General features: G+C 73.9%; 16 protein-coding genes. 12 read left to right on the top strand and 4 right to left on the bottom strand.

The window, feature by feature from the left end; all coding sequences use genetic code 11:
* The first annotated feature begins 29 nt into the window (after positions 1-29).
* The 9 genes from CLV43_RS25295 (at position 30) to CLV43_RS25335 (ending at position 12,925) form a co-directional block, all read left to right on the top strand.
* Positions 30-4,808, top strand: a complete 4,779-nt coding sequence (locus tag CLV43_RS25295; RefSeq protein WP_106189735.1) for a ThuA domain-containing protein — start codon at positions 30-32, stop codon at positions 4,806-4,808.
* An 88-nt stretch (positions 4,809-4,896) separates the two neighbouring features.
* A complete protein-coding gene (locus CLV43_RS25300) occupies positions 4,897-6,066 on the top strand; it encodes an inositol-3-phosphate synthase (protein WP_106189736.1) in 1,170 nt (389 codons plus the stop codon).
* Entirely contained in the window at positions 6,063-6,911 is an 849-nt protein-coding gene (locus CLV43_RS25305; RefSeq protein WP_106189737.1) for an SCO3242 family prenyltransferase, read from the top strand. Before CLV43_RS25300 ends, CLV43_RS25305 begins: the two co-directional genes overlap by 4 nt.
* Positions 6,908-8,341 (top strand): EboA domain-containing protein, encoded by a 1,434-nt coding sequence (locus CLV43_RS25310; protein ID WP_106189738.1) that lies wholly within the window; start codon positions 6,908-6,910, stop codon positions 8,339-8,341. Before CLV43_RS25305 ends, CLV43_RS25310 begins: the two co-directional genes overlap by 4 nt.
* 1 nt (position 8,342) lies before the next feature.
* Positions 8,343-8,525, top strand: coding sequence for a hypothetical protein (locus CLV43_RS25315; protein ID WP_106189739.1), 183 nt, complete (start codon positions 8,343-8,345; stop codon positions 8,523-8,525).
* A complete protein-coding gene (eboE, locus tag CLV43_RS25320; protein WP_106189740.1) occupies positions 8,525-9,673 on the top strand; it encodes a metabolite traffic protein EboE in 1,149 nt (382 codons plus the stop codon). Before CLV43_RS25315 ends, eboE begins: the two co-directional genes overlap by 1 nt.
* Positions 9,670-11,064, top strand: coding sequence for an alkaline phosphatase family protein (locus CLV43_RS25325; protein WP_106189741.1), 1,395 nt, complete (start codon positions 9,670-9,672; stop codon positions 11,062-11,064). The genes eboE and CLV43_RS25325 overlap by 4 nt, the downstream gene beginning before the upstream one ends.
* Positions 11,064-12,074, top strand: a complete 1,011-nt coding sequence (locus tag CLV43_RS25330; RefSeq protein WP_106189742.1) for a sugar phosphate isomerase/epimerase family protein — start codon at positions 11,064-11,066, stop codon at positions 12,072-12,074. Before CLV43_RS25325 ends, CLV43_RS25330 begins: the two co-directional genes overlap by 1 nt.
* A 14-nt stretch (positions 12,075-12,088) precedes the next feature.
* The gene (locus tag CLV43_RS25335) at positions 12,089-12,925 is read left to right on the top strand and encodes a sugar phosphate isomerase/epimerase family protein (RefSeq protein WP_106189743.1); all 837 of its coding nucleotides are present in this window, start codon (positions 12,089-12,091) and stop codon (positions 12,923-12,925) included.
* Positions 12,926-12,998: 73 nt separating this feature from the next.
* On the opposite strand, the gene CLV43_RS25340 is transcribed toward CLV43_RS25335, so the two are convergent.
* Positions 12,999-13,478 (bottom strand): YybH family protein, encoded by a 480-nt coding sequence (locus tag CLV43_RS25340; RefSeq protein ID WP_211304538.1) that lies wholly within the window; start codon positions 13,476-13,478, stop codon positions 12,999-13,001.
* A gap of 292 nt (positions 13,479-13,770) precedes the next feature.
* On the opposite strand from CLV43_RS25340, the gene CLV43_RS25345 reads away from it, so the two are divergent.
* Complete coding sequence (locus CLV43_RS25345; protein ID WP_106189744.1) at positions 13,771-15,252, top strand: alpha/beta hydrolase; 1,482 nt, start codon at positions 13,771-13,773, stop codon at positions 15,250-15,252.
* A 164-nt stretch (positions 15,253-15,416) separates the two neighbouring features.
* Here the strand turns inward: CLV43_RS25345 and CLV43_RS25350 are convergent, their stop codons facing one another.
* Positions 15,417-18,908, bottom strand: a complete 3,492-nt coding sequence (locus CLV43_RS25350; protein WP_106189745.1) for an indolepyruvate ferredoxin oxidoreductase family protein — start codon at positions 18,906-18,908, stop codon at positions 15,417-15,419.
* Positions 18,908-20,257, bottom strand: coding sequence for a serine hydrolase domain-containing protein (locus CLV43_RS25355; RefSeq protein ID WP_106189746.1), 1,350 nt, complete (start codon positions 20,255-20,257; stop codon positions 18,908-18,910). The genes CLV43_RS25350 and CLV43_RS25355 overlap by 1 nt, the downstream gene beginning before the upstream one ends.
* Before the next feature lie 381 nt (positions 20,258-20,638).
* On the opposite strand from CLV43_RS25355, the gene CLV43_RS25360 reads away from it, so the two are divergent.
* A complete protein-coding gene (locus CLV43_RS25360; protein WP_146174895.1) occupies positions 20,639-22,225 on the top strand; it encodes a PucR family transcriptional regulator in 1,587 nt (528 codons plus the stop codon).
* Positions 22,226-22,527: 302 nt separating this feature from the next.
* Here CLV43_RS25360 and CLV43_RS25365 read toward each other — a convergent pair whose 3' ends face one another.
* Positions 22,528-23,679, bottom strand: coding sequence for an NAD(P)/FAD-dependent oxidoreductase (locus tag CLV43_RS25365; RefSeq protein WP_106189748.1), 1,152 nt, complete (start codon positions 23,677-23,679; stop codon positions 22,528-22,530).
* On the opposite strand from CLV43_RS25365, the gene CLV43_RS47920 reads away from it, so the two are divergent.
* A complete protein-coding gene (locus CLV43_RS47920; protein WP_170156000.1) occupies positions 23,678-23,824 on the top strand; it encodes a hypothetical protein in 147 nt (48 codons plus the stop codon). The genes CLV43_RS25365 and CLV43_RS47920 overlap by 2 nt on opposite strands.
* Positions 23,825-23,865: the final 41 nt, after the last annotated feature.

The following is a 23,865-nucleotide window of genomic DNA, read 5'->3' on the forward strand; positions in this document are numbered from 1 at the left end:
GACCTCCACCCCCGAACCCAACCCGATCGGTGCGGCGGCTCGGCGTCGCCGCTCTCGCCCTGCTGACCGGAGTGGGCACCGCTCTCGTCGGCGCCGCCGCGCCCGCCGCGGCCCACCCGGACGGCGAGCACGTCCTGGTGTTCTCCAAGACCGCGGGCTTCCGGCACGACTCCATCCCGGACGGCATCGCCGCCATCCAGGCGCTCGGGGCGGCCAACGAGTTCTCGGTGGAGGCCACCGAGGACGCGGGCGCGTTCACCGACGCCAACCTGGACCGGTTCGACGCGGTCGTGTGGCTGTCCACGACCGGTGACGTGCTCGACGACCAGCAGCAGGCCGCGTTCGAGCGGTTCGTGCAGGACGGCGGCGGCTACGCCGGGGTGCACGCCGCGGCGGACACCGAGTACTCGTGGCCCTGGTACGGCGACCTCGTGGGCGCCTACTTCAAGTCCCACCCGGCCATCCAGCAGGCCGACGTCGTGGTCGAGGACCACGACCACCCGTCCACGGCGCACCTGCCGGACAAGTGGACCCGCACCGACGAGTGGTACAGCTACCGCAGCAACCCGCGCACCGACGTGCACGTGCTGGCGGCGCTGGACGAGCACAGCTACACGCCCACCGACCCCGCGGGCGACCACCCCATCGCGTGGTGCCACCCGCAGGGCTCGGGCCGGTCCTGGTACACGGGGATGGGGCACACCAAGGAGTCCTACTCGGACCCCGCGTTCCGGCAGCACCTGCTGGGCGGCATCAGGTACGCCGCGGGGGCCGTCGCGGCCGACTGCGCGCCGGACGGCACGACGCCGAACCAGCCGCCGACCGACGCCGACTTCGACCAGATCACCCTGGCGCTGGGCGAGGAGAAGACCGGTGAGCCGATCGCGCTCGCCGTCCTGCCCGACCGCCGGGTGCTGCACACCTCCCGCGACGGTCGCGTGTGGCTGACGACGCCGGAGGCGACGACGTCGCTGGCCGGGACGCTGGCGGTCTACAACCACGACGAGGACGGCCTGCAGGGCATCGCCGTCGACCCGGACTTCGCCACGAACAAGTGGGTCTACCTGTACTACGCGCCACCGCTGGACACCCCGGCCGGTGACGCGCCGGAGAACGGCACCGCGGCGGACTTCGCGCCGTTCAAGGGCCACAACCAGCTGTCGAGGTTCAAGCTGGCCGACAACGGCACCCTCGACCTGGGCAGCGAGCAGCGGATCATCCAGATCCCGGCCGACCGCGGCCTGTGCTGCCACGCAGGCGGCGAGATCGACTTCGACGCGCAGGGCAACCTGCTGCTGTCCACCGGCGACGACACCAACCCGTTCGCCTCGGACGGCTACAACCCGATCGACGAGCGCGCCGACCGCAACCCCGCGTTCGACGCCCGCCGCTCCTCGGCCAACACCAACGACCTGCGCGGCAAGATCGTCCGGATCGCGGTGGCCGCGGACGGCTCGTACTCGGTGCCCGCGGGCAACCTGTTCGCGCCGGGCACGGACAAGACCCGTCCCGAGATCTACGCGATGGGCTTCCGCAACCCGTTCCGGTTCTCCGTGGACAGGCAGACCGGCTGGATCCACCTCGGCGACTACGGTCCCGACGCCGGTGCGGCGAACCCCGACCGCGGTCCCGGTGGGACGGTCGAGTTCAACCTGATCAAGGAGCCCGGCAACTACGGCTGGCCGCTGTGCGTCGGGGACAACCTGGCCTACAACGACTACGACTTCGCCACCGGCACGTCGGGCCCGAAGTTCGACTGCGCCCACCCGCGCAACGACAGCCCGCACAACACCGGGCTGGTGGACCTGCCGCCCGCCAAGGCCGCGTGGATCCCCTACGACGGCGGGTCCGTGCCGGAGTTCGGCACCGGCGGCGAGTCGCCGATGGGCGGCCCGACCTACCACTTCGACCCCGGCCTGAACAAGGTCACGAAGTTCCCGGAGTACTTCGACGGCAAGAACTTCGCCTACGAGTGGGACCGCGGCTGGATCAAGACCATCGACGTCGGCCCGGACGGCGAGCGCGGCGACATCACCCCGTTCTTCGACTCGATGACGCTGACCAGGCCGATGAACCTGGAGTTCGGGCCGGACGGCTCGCTCTACGTCCTGGACTACGGCAGCGGCTACTTCGGCGGGGCCGCGGACTCGGCGGTCTACCGGATCGACTACACCCAGGGCAACCACACGCCCGTGGCGAAGCTGGCGGCCGACAAGACGTCGGGCCCGGCGCCGCTGACGGTCAACTTCGACCCCGCCGGCACGACCGACGAGGACGGCCCCGACCTCACCTGGGCGTGGGACTTCGACGGTGACGGCACCACCGACTCCACGCAGGCCGGACCGGTGAGCCACACCTACACCACGGTGGGCCAGTACAGCGCGAAGCTGTCGGTGACCGACCCGACCGGGCTGACCGGCTCGGCCAGCGTGGTGGTCAACGTCGGCAACACCGCGCCGGTGGTCACGCTCAACACCCCGCTCGACGGCTCGGTGTTCAGCTTCGGCGACCAGGTGCCGTTCTCGGTCACGGTCGTCGACCCCGAGGACCAGCCGGTCGACTGCTCCAAGGTGGTCGTGGAGTACATCCTCGGCCACGACAGCCACGGCCACCCGCTCAGCCGGGCCACCGGCTGCGAGGGCACCATCCCGACCCCGGCCGACGGCGGTCACGGCGCGGACGCCAACGTCTTCGGCGTCATCAACGCCACCTACACCGACAACGGCGCGCCGGGCGCCCCGGCGCTGACCGGGTCCGACGAGGCCGTGCTGCAGCCCAAGCACAAGCAGGCCGAGTTCTACACCGGCGCGCAGGGCGCGCGGGCGCTGGAACGCGACACCGCGGAGGGCCGCAAGCGGGTCGGCGAGATCGAGAACGGCGACTGGATCAAGTTCGGCCCGGTCAACCTCGTCGGTGTCACCGGCATCGGCTACCGGGTCTCCTCGGACGGTTCCGGCGGCACGCTCGAGGTGCGCCTCGACGCGCCGGACGGCCCGCTGGTGCAGTCCACGTACGTGGCCAACACCGGGGGCTGGGACAACTACGTCGACCTCGCGCCGACACCGGTCAGCGACCCCGGTGGCACGCACGAGATGTACTTCGTGTTCAAGGGCGGCTCGGGCGCGCTGTTCGACGTGGACTCGTTCACCTTCAGCACGGACCCGCCCGCCAGCTGCACGCCGGTGGTGCCCGAGGAGGGCTACCGCAGCCTCTACGACGGCACGCCCGGCAGCCTGGAGGCGTGGAACCAGGCCGGTCCCGGTCGTTTCGTGCACCAGCCGGACTGCTCCATCCGCTCCGAGGGCGGGATGGGCCTGCTGTGGCACGAGGCCGAGCTGGGCTCCTACAGCCTCAAGCTCGACTGGATGCTCGCCGGTGACGACAACTCCGGCGTGTTCATCGGGTTCCCCGACCCCGGCGACGACCCGTGGGTGGCGGTGGACCACGGCTACGAGATCCAGATCGACCCGACCGACGCCGACGACCGCACCACCGGGTCGGTCTACACCTTCAAGGCCGCCGACCTGGCCGCCCGCGACGCCGCGCTCAAGCCCGCGGGGCAGTGGAACGCCTACGAGATCGTGGTCACCGGCCAGCGCATCGAGGTGCTGCTCAACGGGGTGAAGATCAACGACTACACGAGCACGGATCCGGCCCGCGACCTGACGAAGGGCTTCATCGGGCTGCAGAACCACGGCGCCTCCGACGACGTGAAGTTCCGCAACGTGCGGGTCAAGGACCTCGACGTGGTGGCCCCGGTGACCACCGCCACGACCGGCACCGCCCCCGGCGGCTCCGGCTGGTACACGGCGGCTCCGGTCTCGGTGGAGCTGTCGGCCACCGACGCCGGCGGCGCGGTCGCCCGCACCGAGTACCGGGTCGACGGCGGTGCCTGGACCACCTACACCGAGGCGGTCGTGCTGACCGGCGACGGCGTGCACAAGGTGGAGTACCGCTCGACCGACACGTCGGGCAACGTCGAGCAGGTCAAGTCCCTGGAGGTCAAGCTCGACGGCACGGCCCCGGTCACCACCGCCACATTCGCCGCGCCCGGCGAGAGCGGCTGGCACACCGGCGCGGTGTCCGTGGTGCTGACCGCCGCCGACCCGACCTCCGGGGTGGCGCGGACCGAGTGGAGCCTGGACGGCGGGCCGTGGACGGGCTACCTGCGCCCGGTCCCGGTGTCCGGCGACGGCTCGCACACCCTGCTGCACCGGTCCGTGGACACCGCGGGCAACGCCGAGGTCGACCGGGCCGCGACGATCGAGATCGACGGCACGGCACCCACGCTGCTCCTCACGGGCGTGGCCGACGGCCGGGTGTACGGGGACGCGACCGACGTGGTGGTGTCGTGGGAGGCCGGTGACGCCACCTCCGGCGTCGGCGCGGTCACCGCGACCCTCGCCGGGCGGACGCTGACCTCCGGGTACGCGGTGGCGCTGCACGAGCTGCCGCTGGGCGTGCACGAGCTGCGGGTGACCGCGGCCGACGTCGCGGGCAACACCACCACCAGGACGGTGCCGTTCGCGGTCACCACGTCGCTGCGGGACGTGTCCCAGCTGCTCGACCGGTTCAAGGCCACCAACAGGCTGCCGAAGGCCTCCTACGACCAGCTGACCAAGCAGCTGGCGAAGGCGCGCAAGGCCGAGGCGGAGGGCAAGGACAACAAGGCGCTCCAGGAGCTGCGGGCGTTCCGCACCCTGGCCGTCGGCGTCGCGGACACGGGCGTGCGCTCCGTGCTGGTCCGCGACACCGACGCGGTGATCGCCCTGATCAACGGCGACCCTGCGCCGTTGCGACGGGAGTAGGTCGCACACAGGGTCGGGCGGGCGCGGTCACCCCGCGTCCGCCCGACCCGGCACCACCCAGCTTTCCCCTGCGAGAAGGGCGGTCGTGATGTCGGACCAACGGACCGGGCTGTGGCTGATCGGGGCGCGCGGATCGGTGGCGACCACCGCCGTGAGCGGGCTGCTCGCGCTGCGGGCCGGGCTCGCGCCGCCCACGGGGTGCGTCACCGCGAGACCGGAGCTGGCCGAGGTGGACCTGCCGTCGTGGGACGACATCGTTGTCGGCGGCCACGACGTCGTGACCACCTCGCTGGACAAGCGCGCCGAGCAGCTCGCGCACGCGGGCGTGCTGCCGCACCACCTGCTGCCGTCGCTGGCCGAGGGCCTGCGCGCGGCCGACGCGGAGATCCGCGACGGCTACCACCCGGCCACCCACCGCGGCGCCCAGGCGACCGCGGCCGACCGGCTCACCGCCGACCTCGTGTCCTTCCGGGAGCGGCACGGCCTGGCGCGCGTCGTCGTGGTCAACGTGTCCTCCACCGAACCGCCCGTGCCGCACGTGCCAGAGCACGACGACCTCGCGCTGCTGGAGGCCGCGCTGGCCGACCCGGAGCGGGCCGTCCTGCCGCCCAGCTCGCTGGCCGCCTACGCGGCGCTGCGCGCGGGCTGCCCGTTCGTCGACTTCACCCCGTCCGCCGGCGTCGCGCTGCCCGCGCTGGACCGGCTGGCCGTGGACCTCGGTCTGCCTTATGCGGGCCGCGACGGCAAGACCGGCGAGACGCTGCTGCGCACCGTCCTCGCGCCCATGTTCACCGCGCGCGGCCTGCGCGTGCGCTCGTGGTCGGGCACCAACCTGCTCGGCGGCGGCGACGGCGCGACGTTGCAGGACGCGGAGCACGCCGCGAGCAAGCTGGAGTCCAAGGCGCGCGGCCTGGCCGCGCTGCTCGGCGAGCCGGTGACCGCGCCGCTGCACATCGACAACGTGCCCGACCTCGGCGAGCAGAAGACCGCGTGGGACCACGTGTCGTTCGAGGGGTTCCTCGGCGCGCGGATGAGCCTCCAGTTCACCTGGACCGGCCTGGACTCCTCGCTGGCCGCGCCGCTCGTGCTCGACCTGGCCCGGCTGGTGGCCGCCGCGCACGCCGACGGGCAGTCCGGCGCGCTGGGCGCGCTGGCGTTCTTCTTCAAGGACCCGCTCGGCCACGACGAGCACCGCTTCGCCGAGCAGACCCGCGAGCTGCACGCGTGGGCCCGCGGGCTGGGGAGGTACGGCGCGTGAGGGCCTACGTCGAGCTCGTCCGCGCGCCCGCCGCGCTCACCGTCCTGGGCGACACCGTCGCCGGGGCCGCCGCGTCCGGGAACCCGTTGCGCGGCAGGCGGGTGCTGCTGCCGCTGGCGTCGGTGGCGCTGTACTGGTCGGGCATGGCCCTCAACGACTGGGCCGACCGCGACCTGGACGCCGTGGAACGCCCGGAGCGGCCGGTGCCGTCCGGGCGGATCACGCCGAACCGCGCACTGGCCGTGGCCGCCGGGCTCAGCGCCACCGGTCTCGGGATCGCGGCGTGGGCGGGCGGCCGGGACTCGCTGAGCGTCGCCGTGCCGCTCGCGCTGGCCATCTGGTCCTACGACACCGTGCTGAAGTCCACTCCGGCCGGACCGCTCGGCATGGCCGCGTGCCGGGGACTGGACGTCCTGCTCGGCGCGAGCGGGGCAGGGGGAGCGCTGCCCGCCGCGGCGGCCGTGGCCGGGCACACCCTCGGCGTGACGGCGCTGTCGCGCGGCGAGGTGCACGGCGCGTCCGCGTCGGTGGCCCGCGCGGTGCTCGGCGGCACGGCGCTCAGCGCGGTCGCCGCCGTCGTCGGGCCGTCGGCGTCCTGGCGGCACCGCCTCGCCGGGCTCACCGCCGCCACCGGCTACGCCGTCACCGTCGGCCGCGCCCAGCTCGCCGCCGCGCGCACGCCCGACGCGGCGTCCGTGCGGACCGCCACCAAGGCGGGCATCCACGGCATGGTCCCGCTCCAGTCCGCGCTCGCGGCGCGCGCCGGGTCGGTCGTGGCGGCCGCCGCCGTGGCGCTGGCGCTGCCGCTGGCCCGGCGGCTGAGCCGGAAGGTGAGCCCGACATGACCTTCCACCTCGGCTACGGCACCAACGGCTTCGCCAACCACCGCCTCGACGACGCCCTCGACATCATCGCCGGCCTCGGCTGCACGTCGGTTGCCCTGACGCTGGACCACCACCACCTCGACCCGTTCGCCGACGACCTGCCCGCGCGGGTGGCCCACGTCGCCGCGAAGCTCGACCGGCTCGGGCTGCGCTGCGTCGTGGAGACCGGCGCCCGGTTCCTGCTCGACCCGCTGCGCAAGCACCACCCGACGCTGGTCAGCGAGGCGCAGGAGGTCCGGGTGGACTTCCTGCTGCGCGCGGTGCGGATCGCCGCCGAGCTCAACGCCGACTGCGTGTCGTTCTGGTCCGGCATCAAACCCTCCGACGTGCCCGCCGACGAGGCGTGGCGGCGGATGCGCTCCGGCGTCGCCGCCGTCCTGGAGGGCGCCGAACCGCTCGGCGTCACCCTCGGCCTGGAACCCGAGCCGGGGATGTTCGTGCAGCACCTCACCCAGGCGCTGCGGCTGCGCGAGGAGCTGGGCGCGCCGCCGCTGTTCGGCGTCACCCTCGACGTGGGGCACTGCGTGGCCGTGGAACCCGACGACGCGGCCACCTGCGTGCGCCGCGCCGGCGGGCTGCTGGTCAACGTGCAGCTCGACGACATGCTGCCCGGCGTGCACGAGCACCTGGAGTTCGGCGAGGGCGAGCTGGACCTGCGCGGCACCCTCGCCGCGCTGGCCTCCGTCGGCTACGTCGGCGTGGCCGCGGTGGAGCTGCCCCGGCACAGCCACGCCGCGCCCGACGTGGCGCGGCGGGCGGTGGAGGCGTTGCGCGCGGCCATGCCCGACGAGCCCGCCCGGCCCCGGCACCCGTGGCTGGCCGACGCCCAGCGCGCGGTGCGCCGCGACCCCGCCGTGGTCGGCAGGCTGTTCCCGGCGGTGGGCCGCCGGGTCGGCCGCGGTCCCGCCCGGCCCGACGACGACCCGCAGGGCCTGGTGCACGGCGGCGTGGAGGACGCCGCCCGCGCCGAGCTGCTCGGCGCGCTGGCCACCGTGCTGGACGACGCCGCGCTGTCCGCCGAGCTGCTCTCGCTCTACCGGCAGGGCGACGACGCGGAGAAGCGCGGCGTGCTGCGGGGGCTCGCCCTGGTCGGCGACCGGGCCGTGGCCGCGGGCCTGGAGATCGTCCGGGACGCGTTGCGCGCCAACGACACCCGGCTGGTCGCCGCCGCGCTCGGCCCGTTCGCCGCCGGGCACCTCGACGACCACGGCTGGCGGCACGGCGTGCTCAAGTGCCTGTTCACCGGTGTGCCGCTGACCGCGGTGGCCGGGCTGGACCGGCGCACCGACGACGAGCTGCTGCGCATGGTCTCCGACTACGCCGCCGAACGCACCGCCGCGGGGCGCGACGTGCCCGCCGACGCGGCCCGCCTGCTCGGGAGGGGTGAGTGAGATGTGCCATGCCGACCTGCCCGTGACGGCACCGGCGGACGGCCTCGTCCAGTCCGAAGTGGACGGCGCGCCGCGACCCGATCCCGCCGGCTTCCCGGGGTGGAGCGGCAGGCCGGTGCCGGACGACCTGCCCGGCGCCGCGGCCCTGTTCCCCGGTTTCGCGCCGCGCGGGGGTGACCGGTGATGGACCTGTCCTACTGCACCAACGTCCACCCCGCCGAGGACCTGCGCGGCGTCCTCGCCCAGCTCGACCGGTTCGCCCTGCCGGTGCGCCGCCTGCTCGGCACCGACCACCTCGGCCTCGGCCTGTGGCTGTCCGCCGACGTCGCCGGGGGCCTCGCCGGGGACCCGGCGTCGCGGCGGCGGCTGCGCGCCGAGCTGGACGCGCGCGGACTGGAGGTCCGCACCCTCAACGCCTTCCCCTACGGCGGTTTCCACGACGCCGTGGTGAAGCACTCGGTGTACCGGCCGCGCTGGACCGACCCGGAACGGCTGCGCTACACCACCGACTGCGCCACCGTGCTCGCCGACCTGCTGCCCGACACCGCCGTGGACGGCACGATCTCCACGCTGCCGCTGGGCTGGCGCACCCCGTGGACCTCCGCCGACGACGCCGCCGCGTTCGCCGCGCTCGACGAGCTGACGCGGGTGCTGCGCGCGCAGGCGGCGTGGACAGGCAAGCCGATCGCGCTGGCCGTGGAACCCGAACCGGGGTGCGTGCTGGACACCGTGCACGACGCGGTGACCCGGCTCGCCGGACGGGTGGACCCCGACCACATCGGGATCTGCCTGGACACCTGCCACCTCGCTGTGTCCTTCGCCGACCCGGCCGCCGCCGTGGCCGAGATCGCCGCCGCCGGGCTGCGCGTGGTCAAGGTGCAGGCGTCCGCGGCGCTGGAGGTCACCCGGCCCGGCACGCCGGAGGGCCGCCGCGCGCTGGCCGCGTTCACCGAACCGCGCTACCTGCACCAGGTCCGCGAACTCAGCGGGGGAGTGGTACTGGCCTCCGACGACCTGCCGCAGGCCCGCCGCGAGCTGCCCGGCCGCGACCCGTGGCGGGTGCACTTCCACGTGCCGCTGCACGCCCGCCCCGCCGCGCCCCTGTCGGCGACCACCGACGTGCTGCGCGAGGCCGTGCGGGCGCTGGCCGCCACCGGGCCGCTGCCGCACGTGGAGGTCGAGACCTACACGTGGAGCGTCCTGCCCGGTGCCGTCGGGCAGGACGACACCGGGCTGGTGCGCGGCATCGCCGCCGAGCTGCGCTGGGCGCGCGAGCACCTCGGCGCACTGGAGACCGTCCCGTCGACAGCAGGAGAAGGAGCGCGCCCGTGAAACCGCTGGTCGTGATCGACGTCGTCGGGATGACCCCGGCGCTGCTGCCGCACATGCCCAACCTCGCCGGACTGGGCTGGCGGGCGGAGCTGGGCACCGTGCTGCCCGCCGTCACGTGCAGCGCCCAGTCCACGTTCCTCACCGGCCTCACGCCCGCCGAGCACGGGATCGTCGGCAACGGCTGGTACTTCCGCGACGTCGGCGAGGTGCACCTGTGGCGGCAGCACAACCGCCTGGTGGGCGGGGAGAAGCTGTGGGAGACCGCGCGCCGCGCGCACCCCGGCTACACCGCCGCCAACGTCTGCTGGTGGTACGCGATGGGCGCGACCACCGACGTGACGATCACCCCGAGGCCGATCTACCACGCCGACGGCCGCAAGTCGCCCGACGCCTACGTCCGGCCGCCCGAGCTGCACGACCGGCTCGTGGCGGACCTCGGCGAGTTCCCGCTGTTCCAGTACTGGGGGCCGACGGCGTCGATCGCCTCCAGCCGCTGGATCGTCGGCGCGGCCCGCAAGATCCTCGCCGAGCAGCACCCCGACCTGCTCCTGGTCTACGTGCCGCACCTGGACTACGACCTCCAGCGCTTCGGCCCCGACTCGCCGGAGGCGGTGGCCGCCGCGAGGGCCGTGGACGCGGAGGTCACGCCCCTGCTGGTCGACGCGCTCGGCGCGGGCGCCACCGTGGTCGCCCTGTCCGAGTACGGCATCACCGCGGCGCGCCGGTCGGTGGACGTGAACCGGGCGCTGCGCGCGGAGGGCCTGCTGGAGGTCTACACCCAGGCGGGCATGGAGTACCTGGACCCGTGGACGTCGCGGGCCTTCGCCGTCGCCGACCACCAGGTCGCGCACGTCTACGTCGCCGACCCCGCCGACCTGCCCAGGACCAAGGCGGTCGTCGAGGCGCTGCCCGGCGTCGACCGCGTCCTGGACCGCGCCGGGCAAGCCGCGGAGGGGCTCGACCACGATCGCTCCGGCGAGCTCGTCGCCATCGCCGAGCCCGACGCGTGGTTCACCTACTACTACTGGCTCGACGACGACCGCGCGCCGGACTTCGCGCGCGGCGTGGAGATCCACCGCAAACCCGGCTACGACCCGGCCGAGCTGTTCTTCGACCCCGCCGACCCGTTGGCCAAGGCCAAGGCGGGGCTGAACCTCGTGCGCAAGAAGGTCGGGCTGCGGTACGCGATGAACGTCGTGCCGCTCGACCCCGCACCCGTGCGCGGCACCCACGGCCGCCTCCCGGACAGCGCCGCCGACGGACCTGTGCTGCTGTGTTCGGACACCACCGTCGGGCCGCGCGAGAGGATCGCCGCGACCGAGGTCAAGGACTTCCTGCTGGAACTGCAGGGACTGCGGGCACCCGCGGTGCACACGAGAGGAGAGCTGTGATGAGCCGACCCGTCACCCTGTTCACGGGCCAGTGGGCCGACCTGCCGTTCGAGGAGGTCTGCCGTCTCGCCGCCGGGTGGGGCTACGACGGGCTGGAGATCGCCTGCTCCGGCGACCACTTCGAGGTCGACCGGGCGCTGGCCGAGCCCGACTACGTGCCCGCCAAGCTGGCGCAGCTGGAGTCGCACGGGCTCAAGGTGTTCGCGATCTCCAACCACCTCGTCGGCCAGGCCGTGTGCGACGACCCGATCGACGAGCGGCACCGCAACATCCTGCCCGCCCGCATCTGGGGCGACGGCGAGCCCGAGGGCGTGCGCAAGCGCGCCGCCGCCGAGATCGCCGACACCGCCCGCGCGGCGGCGAAGCTGGGCGTGGACACCGTCGTCGGCTTCACCGGGTCGAAGATCTGGAAGTACGTGGCGATGTTCCCGCCGGTGTCGCAGGCCGTGATCGACGACGGCTACACCGACTTCGCCAACCGGTGGAACCCGATCCTCGACGTGTTCGACGAGGTGGGCGTCCGCTTCGCCCACGAGGTCCACCCGTCCGAGATCGCCTACGACTACTGGACGACCCGCAAGTCGCTGGACGCGCTGGGCAACCGCCCGGCCTTCGGCCTGAACTGGGACCCGTCGCACTTCGTGTGGCAGGACCTCGACCCGGTCGGCTTCATCCTCGACTTCGCCGACCGGATCTACCACGTCGACTGCAAGGACACGAAGAAGCGGTTCGACGGCCGCAACGGCCGCCTCGGTTCCCACCTCGCCTGGGCGGACCCGCGGCGCGGCTGGGACTTCGTGTCGACCGGCCACGGCGACGTCCCGTGGGAGCAGTCGTTCCGCGCGCTCAACGCCATCGGCTACACCGGACCCATCTCGGTCGAGTGGGAGGACGCCGGGATGGACCGGCTGCGCGGCGCCGAGGAGGCCGTGAAGTTCATCAGGGGGCTCGTGTTCGACCCGCCCGCCGCGGCGTTCGACGCCGCGTTCGCCACCCGCGAAGAATCCTGAGAGGACAGCCTGCAATGACGCACAGCCCGTCCAGAAGAGCAGTTCTCGGCGCACTGGGGGCGGCCGCGGCCGTCGCGGCGCTCCCCGGCGCCGCCGCCGCGACCGGCGGCGGCCACCACCGCGTGCCCCGCGAGTCGATCAGCATCCAGCTCTACACGCTGCGCGGGATCATCGGCGACAACCCGGCGCCGGTCTTCGAGGCGCTGGCCGACATCGGCTACCGCAAGGTGGAGCTGGCCGGGACCTACGGCCGCACCGCGGAGGAGCTGGCGAAGCTGCTGCGCCGCTACCACCTGGCGTCGACGTCCGCGCACGTGGGCATCGACGGTGACCTGGACAAGGTCGTCGCCGACGCGAAGGCGCTGCGCAACACCTACGTCGTGGTGCCCTACGTGAACTACCCGACGCTGGCCGAGTGGGTGTCGTTCACCCAGCGGCTGGACGCGGCGTCGAAGGTGCTGCGCAAGGCCGGGCTGAAGCTGGGGTACCACAACCACGCACACGAGTTCGCGCTCCTGGAGGGCAAGCGCCCCTACGACGTGATCACCAAGGGCACGTCCCGCCGGGACGTCCACCTCGAGATCGACCTGTACTGGGCGATCACGGCCGGGGTCGACCCGGTGGAGGTGTTCCGGCAGAACCTGCCGCGCGTGCGCCAGTTCCACGTCAAGGACCGCAAGCCCGACGGGAGCTTCGCCGACCTGGGCAAGGGCACGATCGACTTCGCCCGCATCTTCCGCGGCACCTGGCACCAGCACGTGGACGAGTACATCGTCGAGAACGACGAGCCGGTAGACGCGCTCGTGACGGCCGAGGTCGGGTACAAGTACCTGCGCGACATCAGGTTCTGACCGGGCCGCGCGCTCCCGGTCGGGGCGCGTGGTGGACGGGGTGGCGCGGGCGGTCCGCGCCACCCCGTCGCCGTCAGCGCTCCCGGTTCATGATCGGACGGCGGAAGCTGCCGTAGGTGTACTTCCCGGTGATCCGCAGCTGTTCGTCGAAGTGGAAAAGGTCCGTGCCCTCCCAGCTCATCCGCCTGCCGTAGCCCGCGCGGAGGAACCAGCGCAGCACCGCACCGGAACCGCGGGTGTGCTCGGGCGCGAGGTCGATCCTGCACGTCCAGCGGATGGCCGCCCGCCGGGCGGGCTCGTCGATGAGCCGGTCGTGCTCGTCGAACGTGATCAGGCCGAACCGCCCCGAGAACAGCGGCTCGAACGCCGCCCTGATCTCACCGCGCCCGCGGTGGGTCTTCCCGTCGCCGGGCAGGTACTCGGCGTCCTCGGCGAAGAACTCCATGGCCCGGTCGAGGTCCTGCACGTTGAAGCTCTCGACGAACCGGTCGATGGTGCTCGCTGTCGTGGTCATCTGGGCGTTCTCCCGCTCGGCGCTCGTCTTCCGCGGCACAGTCTGCCTCCCCACCACTTGCCGGTAGTCACCCCCGCGGGTGAGACGGGGCCACCGCGCGGTGTGAGGACGGGAGCGCGCCGCCGGGGAGGCCCGCACCGGGATCTGGCCGGCGCGGCTGGTCGTCCGCGCACAACCCGGCCGCGCGGGTTTGCGCCCGAGCCCAAACCGCCGCGGTGATCGGCTCGATAGGTTCGGAGGAGCCGGCGAGCCCTGGTGCCGCCGTGCGATCACCCGGCGCGGACCCAGCGGGGTCCGACGCTGTCCGACGAACGACCACAAGGGATTCCCCATGAGCAGAAGAGTCGCGGCTGTCCTCGGCGCCGTCGTCCTGGTGGTGGCGGGCTGCGGTGAGGACGCGGTGTCGCCCGCCGCCCCGGTGTCCTCGGCCGCGCCCGTCGAGCTGTCCCCGTGCGAGGTCCCGGAGATCCCCACGGCGAGGTGCGGCAGCATCGCGGTCCCGCTCGGCCGCGCCCATCCGGACGTGGGGACCACGGAGGTGGGGTTCGCCCTGGTCCCGCGCACCGACCAGTCCCGCCCCTCGCTGGGCACCGTCGTGATCAACCCCGGAGGGCCCGGCACCGCGACCGTCGACCTCGTCGGCCACCGCTACGCGGAAGGCCTCAAGCCGATCCTGGACCGGCGTGACCTGCTGCTGGTGGACACCCGCGGTGTGGGGAGGTCCGATCCGCTCTCCTGTCCGGCACTGTCCACACCGGACTTCTTCTTCGGCCCGGTGGACGCGCAGCGCGCGGCGATCGGGGAGTGCGGGAAGCAGTTGGGGGACAAGGCCCGCTACTACGGGACCGCGGCCGTCGCCGACGACTTCGACGACGTGCGCGCTTCGCTGGGGCTGGACCGGGTCGACCTCCTCGGCGACTCCTACGGGACGTACCTGATGGCGACCTACGCCGCGCGGCACCCGGAGCACGTGCGGTCCGTCGTGCTGTCCGGAGCGTACCCGGTGAACACCGACAACAACCCCTCCGGCCCGTTCGCCCTGGCGGCGTTGAAGCGCGCGGTCGGGCTGGTGTGCGAGAGGTCCGGCTCGTGTTCCGGCGCCGCGGTGCTCGACGACCTCGGCGCACTGGCGGCCGCGCTCCGCACCGCACCGGTGACCGTGGACGTGACCCACGGTGGGAAGAGCCACCCGGTGCTCCTGGACGAGGCGCGGCTGGCCGGGGTGGTCGGCAAGATCCACTCGGGACCCGCCGATCCGGCGAAGCAGCAGGAGCTGGTCGAGGCACTGGCCGTGGCCAGGACCGGTGACCTCGGACCCGTGCGGGCGCTGGTGACCGCGCACCTGGTCGAGATCGCGGACATCTTCGCCCTGGGGCCGGGGGCGCTGTCGGTGGCGCAGCTGTGGGCCACCTCGTGCCACGACTACCCGCGCGACTTCGCCTACTCCGACGGCGCCGAGGACCGCAAGCGGGACCTCGCGGAGTCGTTGGGGCGGCAGGGTTCCCAGGACTTCGCGCCCTTCTCGGCCACGGCCTGGCTGACGAGGGACCTCTACGACGTCGGCGCCTGCCTGGAGTGGCCCGACGACCCGACGGCGACGGCTCCGGTCGCCAAGGGGACGAAGCTGCCGGACGTGCCCGTGCTGGTGCTGTCCGGGGATCTGGACGCGAACACGTCCACCGCGTCGTCGAAGGAGGCGGCAGGGCAGTTCCCGCACGCGGAGTTCGCGGAGGTGCGGGACGCCGGGCACACGCCCACGTCGACTCCGGACGGGGCGAAGCTCGTGATGGAGTTCATCACGCGGGACCGCTGAGGCGGCTTCCGACCTGACGGGTCCACAGTGGACCACGGGGGTGGTTCTGCCGCGGCCTGTTCGGCGGGGGACGGGCGGGCGGGTCGCTTGTGGATGTTGGGCTGACCGTACGTCGACCGGACTGGAACCCTTGCCCGGCAGGCGATGCCGGGCAAGGGGAACCGCTAGTGGAGGACGGCGTCGAGCTCGTGGCGGGCTGCGGCGAGCTCGCGCCGGTAGGTCTCGACGTTGGCGAGCTTGATCCCCTCGTAGCCGCGCACGCCGTCCGGCAGGTTCGCGATCCGGACGACCCGGTCGACGTTCTCCGGGCTCAGCGTCGCCGACAACGCCTCGACGACCTCCCGGTACTCGGTGACGAGCGCGCGCTCGACCTTCCTGACCCCGGCGTAGCCGAAGAGGTCGAACCGCGTGCCCCGGACGCGCCGCATGGCGGCCAGCAGCCGGAAGACGGGGCGGAACCACGGGCCGAGGGTGATCTTGCCGCGCAGGCCCATCGCCCGCAGCACCGGTGGGTGCAGGCGGTAGGAGATCCGGGCGTCGGGACCGAACTGGGCGCGCACGGAGTCGAGCACGTCGGGCAGCAACGAGAGCCGCGCCACCTCGTACTCGTCCTTGTACGCCATCAGCCGGTGCAGGTGGTGGGCGACGGCCTCGGTGAAGGCGGTGGATCCGGGGACCCGCTGGGCCTCGACGCCGCGAACCCGTTCGACGAGGCGGGCGTACTCCTCGGCGTAGCGGGCGTCCTGGTAGCCGACGAGGTCGGGGACGCGGATCGCGACCAGCCTGGCCAGCTCGGAGTCCGGCGGCGCGGCCACGAGGTCGACCACCCGCCGCACCTCCGGCGGGACGGCGGGGGCGGGGAGCGCGCCTCCCGGCAGCGGGCCGACCGCGGCGTGGAAGGCGGCGGGGTCGCTCACGAGCTGCCTGCCCCGGCGGAACGCCTGCACGTTGGTCGCGACCTGCACGCCGTTGAGCCCGATGGCGTGCTCGATCGACTCCGCCGGGATCGGCAGCGCGCCGGACTGGTGGGCGGCGCCGACCAGCAGCAGCGTGGCGTACTGGTCGTGGCCGAACAACGCGCTCGACACCGCGCGGGCGTCGAGGAACACGCCCCGCTCGCCGTCGGTCGACTCGCGGACCCGGTCGACGAGCGCCGCCACGTCCGGGAACGTCCTGCTGGGGTCGGAGACCATGCCGCCGGTCGCGACCTTCCCGGTGGAGACGACGGCGGCGGTGCGGCCGGGGTCCGCCGCGCCCAGGTGGGCAGGGTCGGCCGCGACGAGCAGGTCGGCGCCGAGGTAGAGGTCCACCTCGCGGGCCGCGGCCTTGTTGGCGCCGTCGGGTGCGCTGCGACCGATCTTCACGTCGGACACGACCGCGCCGCCCTTCTGCGCCAGACCGGTCTGGTCGAGCGCCTGGACGTGCAGACCGGCGTGGGTGGCGGCGGTGCCGAGGATCTGGGCGACCGTGACGACCCCGGTCCCGCCGATGCCGAGCACGCGGGTGGTGTGATGGCCGGTCCGGGGCAGGGTCGTCGGCGGCTGCGGCAGCGAAGAACTGTCCACAGTGGACGCGGCCGGTCGCGCGGACCCGTTCTTCGCCGGGGTGACGGTGAGGAACGACGGGCAGTCGCCCTTGAGGCAGGAGTAGTCCTTGTTGCACGAGGACTGGTCGATCCGGGTCTTGCGGCCGAACTCGGTGTCGACCGGCTGCACGGACAGGCAGTTCGACTGGACGCCGCAGTCCCCGCAGCCCTCGCACACGCGCTCGTTGACCACGACCCGCTCGGCCGGATCCGGTGCCAGGCCGCGCTTGCGCTTGCGGCGCAGCTCGGTCGCGCACTCCTGGTCGTGGATGAGCATGGTCACGCCCTCGACCGCGGCCAGGGCCTCCTGCGCCTCGACGAGCCGGTCGCGGTGCCACACCTCCACCCCGCGCGCGAGCCGCTGACGCCGGTAGGCCCTGGTGTCCTCGGTGGTGACGATGATCCTCCTGACCCCCTCGGCGGTCATCGCCCTGGTGATCTCGGCGACGGTCATCTGCCCCTCGGCCCGCTGCCCGCCGGTCATGGCGACGGCGGAGTTGTAGAGCAGCTTGTAGGTGATGTTCGCGCCGCCCGCCACGGCCGCGCGCACGGCCAGGCTGCCGGAGTGGTGGAACGTGCCGTCGCCGAGGTTCTGCAGCAGGTGGTCGCGGGACAGGAACGGCGCCATCCCGAGCCACTGCGCGCCCTCGCCGCCCATCTGGGTCAGCCCGGTGACGTCGCCGACCAGGTCGGGGCTCATCACCAGGGTCAGCGCGTGGCAGCCGATCCCGGCGCCCACCATCGACCCGGCGGGCGTCTTGGTGGAGCTGTTGTGCGGGCACCCCGAGCAGAAGTACGGGGTGCGGACCGCGAGGGGGAGGGGGAAGCGGGGGGTGAGCGGGCGGCGGTTCTCCCGCCAGGCCGTGACGGTCGGCGCGTCCACGGTGGCCAGGATCCGCGCCGCGAGCGCGGTGGCGATGGCGTCCGGGCCCAGCTCTCCTTGCGCTGCCAGGAGTTCACCGCCGTCGGGGGTCCTCTTGCCGGTCACGACCGGGGCGTCGGGACGGCCGTAGAGCAGGTCCTTGACCGCGGCCTCGATGAACGGCCGCTTCTCCTCGACGACGACGATCTCCGCGAGCCCGTCGGCGAACCTGGTGACGATGCCCGGTTCCAGCGGGTGGATCATGCCCAGCTTCAGCAGCCTGATGCCGCGCGCGGCCAGCTCGGCCTCGTCCAGCCCGAGCGTCCGCAGGCTCTGCCGCACGTCGGCGAACGTCTTGCCCGCGGCGACGATCCCCACCCGCGCGCCCGCGGTGGCGCCGCTGATGGTGTCGAGGTGGTTGAGCGCGGCGTAGCGGCGGGCGAGCTCCAGCCGCTGCCCGTTGCGGGTGCGTTCGAGCGCGAGCAGGGTGGGCCCGAGCAGCTTCGCGGTGACGGTGTGCGCGAACGGCTCGCCGTCCACCTCGCGGTCGGGTGCCCGCCGGGTCAGCCGGTCGGGGTCCACGCGGACGGTGCCGGAGCCGTCGGCGACGTTCGTGACGATCTTCAACGCCGTCCACAGCCCGCTGGCGCGCGACATCGCGACCGCGTGCAGGCCGAAGTCGAGGACCTCCTGCGGGTCGGCCGGGTACAGCGTCGGGATTCCCAGGTCGGCGAGCAGCATCTCGGAGGCGCCGGGCACGGTGGAGGACTTGGCGCTGGGGTCGTCGCCGACGAACGCGACGGCGCCGCCCGAGTGGTGGGTGCCGCACAGGTTGGCGTGCCGCAGCGCGTCGGAGGCGCGGTCGACACCGGGCGACTTGCCGTACCAGAAGCCGGTGACGCCCTCGACGACCTTGTCGGCCATCGTCGCGGCGAGCTGGGTGCCCTGCACGGCGGTCGCGGCCAGCTCCTCGTTCACCCCCGGCCGGAAGACCACGCGGTGGGCGTCGAGCAGGTCGCCGTGCCGGTTGAGCTCCAGGTCGTAGCCGCCCAGGGGCGAGCCCTCGTAGCCGGAGACGAACACCGCGGAGTCGTGGCCCGCCCGTTCGTCGGCCCGCCGGACGTCCAGCGCGAGCCGCGCCAGCGCCTGGACGCCGGTCAGGTGCACGACGCCCTCGGTGGCGAGGTAGCGCTGGTCGAGCGAGGTCATCACGTCTCCTTGCGTGCGGTGGCCTGACCGCTGACGTGCACGTAGCGGGTCCCGTCGTCGAGCCGGTGGAACACCACCGGCAGCCAGCCGGGGTGGCCGGGGAAGCGGGTGAGGAAGGCGTCCGGCGCGAACGGGACCAGCGGGCCCCGGATCTCGTCGGTGCCCAGGGAGGCGGCGACCACGCCGCTGGGCCGGGCGATGAGCACCGGCCCGTCGGTGTGCTCCCGCACGACCAGCGTCATGGAGGGGCGTTCGTAGGTGCCCGCGATGTCGTCGGCGGTCCGGTCCGACGGCCCCGGCGGCGGTCGCAGCGGCGGCGGCACGGCGACACCCGCGTGCTCGGCCAGCAGCTCGGTGAACAGGTCCTGGTAGAGCTGGTCGTGGTCGCCGCCGTTGGTGAGCAGCGCGACGACCACCGGCACCGGTCCGGGGACGACCCGCAGGTAGGCGTGCTGCCCGAGCGTCGACCCGTCGTGGCCGTACACCGATGTGCCCCAGTCGAACAGCATCCAGCCGAGCCCGACGTGCGAACCGGACGTCCACGGTTCCGGGATCGCCACCTCGGGCTCGCGCATGGCCGCCGCGGACTCCGCCGAGAGCAGCCGTTCGCCGGAGGCCGTCACGCCGTCGGCGAGGTGCAGCCGGGCGAAGGTGACCAGGTCGGCGGCGCGGGCGTGGATGAGCCCGGCCGGGCCGACGCACCGGGGCAGCCCCCACGTCGGCGTGACCTCGCCGCCGATGTGGCCGACGGCCGCGCCCCGGAGCAGGGCCTCCTCCGGGAGGGTGCCCACGGCGTCGAGGCCGAGCGGGTCGAGGAGGCGGTCGCGCAGCACCGCGTCCCACGTCGCCCCGCGCAGCACCTCGACGAGCCTGCCCAGCAGCGTGAACCCGGAGTTGCTGTAGCTCATCGTCGCGCCCAGCGGGTGGCTCGGGGCGAGGTCGGCCAGCTCGGCGGTGAAGCGGGCCAGGGTGTCGTCGCCGCGGCCGGTGTCGGGGAAGAAGTCCCCGGCGATGCCGCTGGTGTGGTTGAGCAGGTGCCGGGCGGTCACCGCCGCCGTGGTCGCCTCGTCGAGGACGCGGAAGTCGGGCAGGTAGGTGACCAGCGGCCTGTCCAGGTCGAGCAGGCCCTCGTCGACGAGCTGCAGCGCCAGCGTGGTGGTCCAGATCTTGGTGATGCTCCCGATCTGGAACACGCTGTCGACGGTCGCGGGCGTGCCGGTCCGCAGGTTGAGCACGCCCGTCGCGGCGGTCGCGGTGTCGTCGCCGACCGCGACGGCGACGCTCGCGCCGACGACGTGGTGCCGTTCGGCGAGCCCGGCGAGCCGGTCCCGCAGTGCGAGCTGGTCCATCACGCCTCCCTGACGAAGATACCGACGGTGTCGACCACCAGCCCGGCCACCGCGCCGTCCTGGCCGAGCTCGGCCGGGACGCCGATGCCCGGTCGGGCGGGGGCACCGGAACGCCGTGGTCATCGGCGGCTCCCCGGTGCGGAGGGTCATGCAGGCAAGCTATCCGCGAGGCCCCACCAGCGTCCTTGTGCGCGGGCACAACTCCGGCGGTCGGGGTTTGTGCCTCGCCACCAAGCGCGCGTGGGGGTCTATGGCGTGGGGTGGAGACCCAGGGGAGCGCCTGACCGTCGAAGGTGGTTCGCTGCCTCCGGCAGGAGTCGCGTCGCGGCTGTGGACGAGTGGCCGCGTCGCGGCTGTCGAGGAGGGGGCCAGTTGCCATCCGTGCGCGATCTCGTGACGCGGCTCGGACCCGACCTGGTCACCGCACCGGTCGGCCCCGCCGACCTCGCGGTCGACTTCACCTCGGTGGTCGTGCACGACCCGCTGGACGTGCCCGCGTTCGACCCCGGCGACCTGGTGCTGGCCGTCGGGGTGCACGAGGCGTCGCCGCAGGCGCTCCGGCTGGCGGCGGCCAGGCCCGCGGTGCTGGTGCTGCGCCACGACGGTCCGCTGGGGCAGGCGCTGCTGGCCGAGGCGCTGAGCGCGGGCGTGTGCCTGCTCGTCGTGCCCGCCGGGTGCGGCTGGTCGCACCTGCACACCATCGCGACCTCGCTGCCCGTGCGGATGCCACCGGTGCGCGCAGACTCCTTGTCCGGCTCGGAGCTGGTCAGCGACCTGTTCGTGGTCGCCAACGCGCTCGCCGACGCCCTCGGCGCGCCGGTCACCATCGAGGACAACCAGTCGCGGCTGCTGGCCTACTCCGCGCTGCACGACGTGGCGGACGTGGCCCGGTCCGGGACGATCCTCGGCCACCGGGTGCCCGACGCGTTCCTCAGGCAGGTGCGCCGCCTCGGCGTGGTCAAGAGGCTGCTGACCGAGACCGAGCCCTTCTTCCTGCTCTCCACGACCCCCGGCATCTGCTCCCGCACGGTGGTCGCGCTGCGCGCGCACGACGAGCTGCTGGGCTCGATCTGGGCCGTCACCGACACCCCGCTGGACGAGCCGCGCACCGCGGCGCTGGCCGAGGCGGCGCGCAACATCGCGATCCGGCTTGCCCACCACCGGCTCACCACCGACCTCCAGCACCAGCAGCGGACCGCGACCATGGGACTGCTGCTGCGCGGCGGGTCCGCGGCGGTGGAGGCGGGCCACCGGCTGGGGATGACCGGCCCCGGCTACCGGCTGGCGGCCATCACGGCCGTCCGCGCGGGCGGCGGGCGCGACGACCGGCTGCTCGACCAGTGCGCGACCGCTCTGGTGCGGAGGCTGTCGCTGGCCCGCACGGTCGGGGCGACCGCGCGGATCGCGGACACCGTGTACGGCGTGGTCCCCGGTCCCGCCGACCCGGCCAGGAGCCTGCGGGAGCTGCGCGCGGTGCTGCTGGCCGTCCGGACCGCGGCCCGTCCCGACTCCCCGGAGCTGGTCACCATCGGGATGAGCGGACCGGTCACGACCCTGGCCGAGCTGGGCGAGGCCAGGGAGGAGGCCGACCGCGTCCTGCAGGTCCTGGCCCGCGACCGGAGCCACGAGGGGTGCGCCGAGGTGGGCGAGGTCGGGCTGGCGGTCAGCGTGCTGCGCCTGGCGGACCTGGAGTCGGCCCGGCGTGCCGGGCAGCGCAACGTGCTCGACGACATCGACGACCACGACGCCGCGCACGCCGCCGACTACGGCCGCACGCTCCGGGTGTACCTGGCCTCGTTCGGCGACCCGACCGCGGCGTCGAAGGCGCTGAACGTGCACACCAACACCCTGCGCTACCGGCTGCGCAGGCTGCACGAGATCTTCGGCCTCGACCTGACCGACGCCGACACCCGGTTCGCGCTGATGGTGGACATCCGGCTCAAGGCGCACCTGTCCGGCCGCGGCTGACGGTCCCGCGGCGCAGCCGTCTGCCGGGACGGGCAGCACCTCACCGTGGGCGAGCACCGGCACCTTGTCCAGCAGCACCTCACCGCTGGGGCCCAGGGAAACCGCTTCCCCGAAGTCCTCCGTCGTGACGCCCCGCGCGAGGTCCGGCCGGCAGCCGCCGTCGAGCTGGACCGACTGCCGGGCGCGGCTGAGCACGGTGACCAGGTCGGGCGCGACGACCAGCCCGGTGGCGGGCGCCGCGATCCCGACGTCGGCGCGGCGCGGTTCGTCGCCGAGTCCGTTGTGGACGGTCCCGTCGTGGATCACGCTGGTGAGCGCGGACTTGCCGGTCGTGCCAGCTCCTCCGCGACCAGGACCCGCGTCCGGTCGGGGTCGATGGCGGCGGCGAGCGCGGTGTCGGCGAGGGTGCCGGTCCGGAAGAGCTCGGCCCCGACCTCGGCCAGCGCCGGTGCCGTCTGGATCCCGTAGCCGCCCTGGCCGACGAAGCAGAACAGCGTCGGCTCCTCGGGGTGCGGGCCGACCACCGGCGCCCGGTCCGGTGTGAACGTCCGCAGCCCGGCCCAGCTCGTCCGCACGCCGCGCAGGTCCAACGTCGTCGCGGCGTTCACCCGCTCCAGCACCAGCGCCACGTCGAGCGGGTCGGGGTGGACGTCCCCCGGCGGCACCTCGGTCTCGTCGCCGGGGGACATCAGCAGCGCCCCGCCCTCGGGGCGGAAGTACCAGGCCTCCCCGGCCTCCGCGACGACCGGCCAGTCGGCCGGGACCGGGGCGGACGTGCGGGCGACGACCACGGTCCGCCGCCGCGGCGACAGCCCGTGTCCGATCCCGGCGCACAGCTCGGCGACCCGGTCGCCCCACGCGCCCGCGGCGTTCACCACGGCGTCGGCCCGCCACGTCCGGCCGTCGGCGGTGCGGACCTCCCACCCGGACCCCGACCTGGTCGCCCCCACCACGCGCGCACCGGTCGTGATCCGCCCGCCGCGCCGCCGCAGCGCGGTCGCGTAGTGGCCGTGCAGGGCGGCGACGTCGATGTCCCGCACGTCCTCGTCGAAGGCGCACGCCACCACGTCGTCCACGCGCAGCACCGGACACAGCTCCCGGACCCGGTCGGCCGTCGGCACGGTCATGGTCGGGCGGCGCGAGACGGTGGCAGCCAGCGCGGCCGCGGCGGGCTCGTCCCACGCGGTGAACAGCCCGCCGCGCGGCCGGAGCAGCGCGGGCACTCCGGGCAGGTCCGACAGCCGGGCGAAGGCCGCCTCGCTGCGCCGGGTCAGCTCCCGCACCGGCGGCGGGCCGTACCCGGACAGGAACAGGGCGGCCGACCGGCCGGTGCTGTGGACGCCGAGCGAGGACTCCGCCTCGAGCAGGACCACGTCGTGGTCGAGGGCGAGCTCGCTGCCGAGGGAGACCCCCGCCATGCCACCGCCGATGATGAGGACGCGCTGACGTGCCATGGTGGGGATTGTCGAGGCCGCCGTGCCGGAAAGGCTTGAGCGCGCGGTGAAAAGAGCCGGTCCGGACGTCTGCACGGCGGACAAGCCCGTCGCCGTCCCGATCACCGGCCCGGAGCGCGTCACCCTCGCGGGGGAGAGGTGGTAAACCCGCGGAGGGAAGATCGGACCGGGCGGAGTTCCTACGGT

Origin of the sequence: Umezawaea tangerina (genome assembly GCF_003002815.1) — a bacterium.
In the GTDB taxonomy this organism is placed as follows: domain Bacteria; phylum Actinomycetota; class Actinomycetes; order Mycobacteriales; family Pseudonocardiaceae; genus Umezawaea; species Umezawaea tangerina.